Origin of the sequence: Sphingopyxis sp. KK2 (genome assembly GCF_001990265.1) — a bacterium.
Taxonomy (GTDB): domain Bacteria; phylum Pseudomonadota; class Alphaproteobacteria; order Sphingomonadales; family Sphingomonadaceae; genus Sphingopyxis.
Map to the genome: position 1 here is coordinate 1 of NZ_LYVN01000202.1, position 5,198 is coordinate 5,198.

At 69.1% G+C, this 5,198-nt stretch carries 5 protein-coding genes and 1 pseudogene; 1 reads left to right on the plus strand and 5 read right to left on the minus strand.

Going from position 1 to position 5,198, the window contains the following annotated elements; translation table 11 throughout:
* Positions 1-46: 46 nt before the first annotated feature.
* Genes B1A78_RS20200 through hemC form a run of 5 tightly spaced genes read right to left on the minus strand, consistent with a single transcriptional unit; the run spans position 47 to position 4,978 of the window.
* Positions 47-1,168 (minus strand): CaiB/BaiF CoA-transferase family protein, encoded by a 1,122-nt coding sequence (locus B1A78_RS20200; protein ID WP_077148671.1) that lies wholly within the window; start codon positions 1,166-1,168, stop codon positions 47-49.
* Entirely contained in the window at positions 1,161-2,363 is a 1,203-nt protein-coding gene (locus tag B1A78_RS20205) for an acyl-CoA dehydrogenase (RefSeq protein WP_077148672.1), read from the minus strand. The genes B1A78_RS20200 and B1A78_RS20205 overlap by 8 nt, the downstream gene beginning before the upstream one ends.
* 47 nt (positions 2,364-2,410) lie before the next feature.
* Complete coding sequence (locus B1A78_RS20210; RefSeq protein ID WP_077148673.1) at positions 2,411-3,328, minus strand: mitofilin family membrane protein; 918 nt, start codon at positions 3,326-3,328, stop codon at positions 2,411-2,413.
* Positions 3,329-3,347: 19 nt separating this feature from the next.
* The gene (locus B1A78_RS20215; protein WP_256839583.1) at positions 3,348-4,025 is read right to left on the minus strand and encodes a uroporphyrinogen-III synthase; all 678 of its coding nucleotides are present in this window, start codon (positions 4,023-4,025) and stop codon (positions 3,348-3,350) included.
* A gap of 2 nt (positions 4,026-4,027) precedes the next feature.
* Positions 4,028-4,978 (minus strand): hydroxymethylbilane synthase, encoded by a 951-nt coding sequence (gene hemC, locus B1A78_RS20220; RefSeq protein ID WP_077148675.1) that lies wholly within the window; start codon positions 4,976-4,978, stop codon positions 4,028-4,030.
* Between the two features lie 62 nt (positions 4,979-5,040).
* On the opposite strand from hemC, the pseudogene B1A78_RS23225 reads away from it, so the two are divergent.
* Positions 5,041-5,198: pseudogene (locus B1A78_RS23225) on the plus strand (tRNA (adenosine(37)-N6)-threonylcarbamoyltransferase complex transferase subunit TsaD); the annotation flags it as partial.

Here is a 5,198-nt window from a genome sequence, read left to right on the forward strand (position 1 = left end):
GGAAGGGGTTGTCAGCGCATCACTCAACGGCAACCAGCGCCCGAAATCACCCGCCCAGCACCGGCGCTCCGCCCGGCGCGACCATCCGTTCGCCGTCGATCACGATCGGACTCGCCACGCCATCGACGAAAGCCCCCTCGGGCCGGAAGCGCATCCCGCGCGCGATCACCTGCGGGTCAGCGAACACCCCGGCGAGGTCGTTGATCGGCCCCGCGGGCACATCCTCGGCCTCGAGCGCGAGCGACAGCGGCTGCGCCTCCCACGTCGCGATCTTCGCCGCAAGCAGCGGGATCAGCTCGGCCCGGTTCGCGAGCCGCGCCGCATTCGTCGAAAAACGCGCGTCCTCGGCCCATCCCGGCTCGCCAAGCACCGCGCACAGCTTGCGGAATTGGCCGTCGTTGCCGACCGCGATCACAAGCTGGCCATCGATGGTGGCGAAAGCCTGATAGGGCACGACATTGGCGTGGCCGTTGCCCATCCGCTTCGGCGACACCCCGCTCGCGAGATAGTTCGCCGCCTGATTGGCGAGCACGCCGACCTGGCAATCGAGCAGCGCCATATCGACATGCGCGCCCGCCCCTGTGACGTCACGGCGTCGCAGCGCCGCGAGGATCGCGACCGTCGAATACATCCCCGTGAAGATGTCGGCATAGGCGATCCCCGCCTTTTGCGGCGCGCCGTCGGGCTCGCCGGTCAGCGACATCGCACCGCCCATCGCCTGGATGATGAAATCATAGCCGGCGCGGTGCGCATAGGGGCCGGTCTGGCCGAAGCCGGTAATCGAACAGACGATCAAATTCGGGAAATCGGCGCGCAGCGTCGCGGGATCGAGCCCATATTTGGCAAGCCCCCCGAGCTTGTAGTTCTCGATCACCACATCGGCATCGGCGATCAGCGCGCGGACCTCGGCCTGTCCCGTCGCCGTCGCGATATCGATCGCCACCCCCGACTTGCCGCGATTGGTACTGTGATAATAGGCCGCGCCGAGATTCTCGCCATCGGCGCCCTTGATAAAGGGCGGGCCCCACAGCCGGGTATCGTCGCCGCTGCCCGGACGCTCGACCTTGACCACCTCGGCGCCCAGATCGGCGAGCAATTGCCCGCACCACGGCCCCGCGAGCACCCGCGCCAGTTCGACGACGCGGATGCCCTCTAGAGGCTTAGGCAAAGGCACTGATGCCCGTGATCGCGCGGCCGAGGATCAGCGCATGAACGTCGTGCGTGCCCTCATAGGTGTTCACCGTCTCGAGGTTCACCGCGTGACGTATGACATGATAGTCGGCCGAAATGCCGTTGCCGCCATGCATGTCGCGCGCCACACGGGCGATATCGAGCGCCTTGCCGCAGTTGTTGCGCTTCAAAAAGCTGATCATGTCGGGGGCGACATGCCCCTCATCGATCAGCCGCCCGACGCGCAGCGCCGCCTGCGTGCCAAGTGCGATTTCGGTGAGCATGTTCGCGAGCTTCAATTGCACGATCTGGTTCGCCGCGAGCGGACGCCCGAACTGCTTGCGCTCGAGCGTATAATTGCGCGCCGCCTCGTAGCAGAACTCCGCCGCGCCCATCGCGCCCCAGCCGATGCCGTAGCGCGCGCGGTTGAGGCAGCCGAACGGCCCCTTCAGCCCCGAGACATGCGGCAGCAGCGCATCCTCGCCGACTTCGACGCTATCCATCACGATCTCGCCGGTGATCGAGGCGCGCAAGCTCACCTTGCCCTCGATTTTCGGCGCCGACAGGCCCTTCATCCCCGTTTCGAGCACGAAACCGCGAATCGCGCCGTCATGCGCGTCGGACTTGGCCCATACGACGAAAACGTCGGCGATCGGCGCATTGGTGATCCACATCTTCGCGCCCTTGAGCCGGTAGCCGCCTTCGATCTTTTCGGCGCGGGTGCGCATGCCGCCGGGGTCGCTGCCCGCGTCGGGCTCGGTCAGCCCGAAACAGCCGACGAGTTCGCCCGAGGTCAGCCCAGGCAGATATTTGCGCTTCTGCTCCTCGCTGCCATAGGCGTTGATCGGATGGATCACGAGGCTGCTCTGCACCGAACAGGCCGACCGGTACCCCGAATCGATCCGCTCGACCTCGCGTGCGATCAGGCCGTAGCTGACGTAGCTGAGGCCCGCGCCGCCATATTCGGGGTCGATCGTCGCGCCGAGCAGGCCGAGTTGGCCCATTTCCGACATGATCTCGCGGTCGAAGCGCTCGTCGAGGAAGGCCGAGGTCACCCGCGGCAGCAATTCGCCCTCGGCATAGGCGCGCGCGGCGTCGCGGATCATCCGCTCCTCCTCGCTCAGCTGCGCGTCGAGCATCAGGGGATCGAGCGGGTCGAGCGCGACGACGCGCTGCGGATCGGCGAGGGCCATGGAACGGGGCTTTCTCTGTCACACGAGCGCCCCGGTCGGGACGCGCGCTAGGGGGCGGTCGCGGCCGGCGCTTTTCCGGCCATCGCGGCAGCGGGGCTGTCGCGCGGTTCCAATATCGCCGCGGTCTCGATCAGGTCAAGCGCGCGCCGCGCTTCGTGATAGCGCCGCGCGTCGATCAGCCATTCGCTCGCATTCGCCGCGCCGGGCATCGCCTCGACCTCGGCGATCGCCTTGTCGGCCATGCCGCTGGCGAGATAGCGGCGCGCGCGCTCGATCCGTTCGGACGCGCGCGGCGACTGGGTGCCGGCGGCGCGGACGACGAACAATTCGCTCATTTCGCGGCGGAAACCCGTCCACAGGCTGCCATTGTCGTTGTTGCGCCCGACCAGTTCGGGAGCGATCGCGTCGAGTTCGGCGCGCAATTGTTCGAGCGTGATCGGGTCGCGCGAAGTTTCGATGATCGTCTTGACCGCATTGGGCTGGTCGTCGCCGAAACGCAGCCGCAGCTGGGCGTCGAGATAGCCGAGCGACAGCCCGCGATCGAGCGCGCGGCGCACCGCGAAGGCGACGAGCAGCCCCTCGGCGCGCGAGGCATTGCCCGATGCCGAGGCGGCTTCGAGCGTGATCCGCGACAGGCGCTGTTCGAGTTCGGCGACGCGCCCCGACAGCGTGTCGGCGCCTTCGGCCGAGGTCGCGGCCGGCAGCGCGGCGATTCCCGCTGCCGGCGCGGGAGCCTCGCCCGCCCCCGCCACCGCAAGCGTGCCGCCGGGGGTCGCGGTTTCGATGACCTTGGTCGTCGGCAATGTGCCGCCGTCGGCGAGCCAGCGGTTCATCGCCCAGCCGCCGCCGATGATGCCGATCAGCAACAGCAGCAGCGCGGCGATCGCCAGGCTGCGGAAGGATGGCCCCTTGCTCGATGGCTCCGCGCCCAAATGGACGGGGGTCTCGCTGCTTTCGATTGCCATATGCCTCTTTCAAACGACCCTATTTTTGCGCCTTTTGGCACAAAGCATAAGCCGCTGTCACCATTGCCGCGTCGTCGGGGGTCGGCGTAACGGTAACGAAGGCCCAACCCTCACCCGCAGCTTTCGCCACCGCGGGACTGATCGCGACGAGCGACAATGCGCCGCGCCGCCCCTCGGTCAGCGCCGCGATCCGCGCCGCGCCGCGCGCCGAATGGGCGAGGAGGATGGCAGGACCATCGAAGATTCGCGCCCATCCAGCGGGCGGGTCGACGGGCTCGACCGCGTAGCAGGGCAGCGCGACCAGCCGCGCGCCCTTGGCGTCGAGATCGCTGCGATCGCGCCCGCAAAGCCACAATATCCGGGGTTTTTCCGATGACGTCATGGCGTCGACCAGCGCCTGCGCATCGCTGCTGCCGGTGACCGCGACGGTCAATCCGGCTGAGGTGGCGGCTGCAGCGGTCGCCAAACCGACGGCATGCACGGGCAGCGAGGCGAGCCTCGCCAGTTCGTCGCCCGCCAGCCGCACCGCCTGCGCGCTGGTCAGCAGCAAGGCGTCATAGTCGCCCGCATCGGGCGCGCGCCACGCGAGCGACCGCGCCGCAAACAAGGGCATCGCCTCGGCATCGAGCCCCAGCGCCCGGGCCCGCGCCACCGTCGCCGCATTGCCCGGCTCGGGCCGCGTGACGACGACCGTCATGGTCATGCAAAGAGGCGGCGCACCGCGTCGGGTGCCTCGCCGAGCAGGCGGTGCGCCAGCGTCGCGGCCGAATCGGCCCCGGAAACGAGGATATGGCCGACGACATGCGCCGCGCCGTCCTCCGAAAACAGTTCGGCATCGAGCCGCAACGCCCCATCGTCCTGGAACTGCGCATGCGCCGCCACCGGCGAGCGGCAATCGCCGCCGAGCGCCGCGAGGAAGTCGCGCTCGGCCATCACCGCGCGGTGCGTCGGGCCATGGTCGACCGCCACGAGCAGCGCGCGCACGGCATCGTCGTCGCTGCGGCACTCGATCCCGATCGCCCCCTGCGACGCGGCGGGGAGCAGCGTCGCGGCCTCCTGCACCGTGCCGATGTCGAACATCTCGAGCCGGTCGAGCCCAGCCGCCGCAAGCAGTGTCGCATCGGCGTCGCCCGCCGCCAGCTTCGCCAGCCGCGTCTGGACATTGCCGCGCAGCAGCACCGTCTCGATATCGCTGCGCAGCCGTTTCACCTGCGCGGCGCGGCGCGGGCTGCTCGTCCCCAGCCGCGCGCCCGTCGGCAGCGCAGAGATCGTCGTCGCCATGATCCCCTCGCGCACCACCAGCCGGTCGCGCGGGTCGGCGCGTTCGAGCATCGCAACGAGCGCGAAGCGCGAATCGCGCAGCGTCTCGACATCCTTCAGGCTGTGGACCGCGATATCGATCGTCCCCACGTCGAGCGCCGCGTCGAGTTCGCGCGTCCACAGCGCCTTGCCGCCGACCTCGGCGAGCGCGCGGTCCTGGATGCGGTCGCCGGTCGCGGTCATCGGCACAAGGACAAGCGCATCCGCCGCCAGCCCGTGCGCCGCCGTCAGCGCGGCTGCGGCCATATGCGCCTGCGCCATCGCCAGCGGCGAGGCGCGCGTGCCGATGCGCAAGGGGGTGTCGGGGGTCGGGAGCGGGATCGAAGCCATGCCGTGCTGCTAGCCTCCCTTGCCCTGCCCGCCAAGGGGCGCGTAAAGGGGCGCGCAACAATATGACTCTGATCCTCGGCCTCGAATCGAGCTGCGACGAAACCGCAGCGGCGCTCGTCGACAGCGACCGGCGCATCCTTGCGCATCGCGTCGCGGGGCAGGAAGAGGATCATGCGCCCTTCGGCGGCGTCGTTCCCGAGATTGCGGCGCGCGCGCATGT

Coding starts and splice junctions, on each gene's coding strand:
- hemC (WP_077148675.1), bottom strand. CDS start 4,978: ATGGCTTCGATCCCGCTCCCGACCCCCGACACCCCCTTGCGCATCGGC.
- B1A78_RS20210 (WP_077148673.1), bottom strand. CDS start 3,328: ATGGCAATCGAAAGCAGCGAGACCCCCGTCCATTTGGGCGCGGAGCCA.
- B1A78_RS20215 (WP_256839583.1), bottom strand. CDS start 4,025: ATGACGGTCGTCGTCACGCGGCCCGAGCCGGGCAATGCGGCGACGGTG.
- B1A78_RS20205 (WP_077148672.1), bottom strand. CDS start 2,363: ATGGCCCTCGCCGATCCGCAGCGCGTCGTCGCGCTCGACCCGCTCGAT.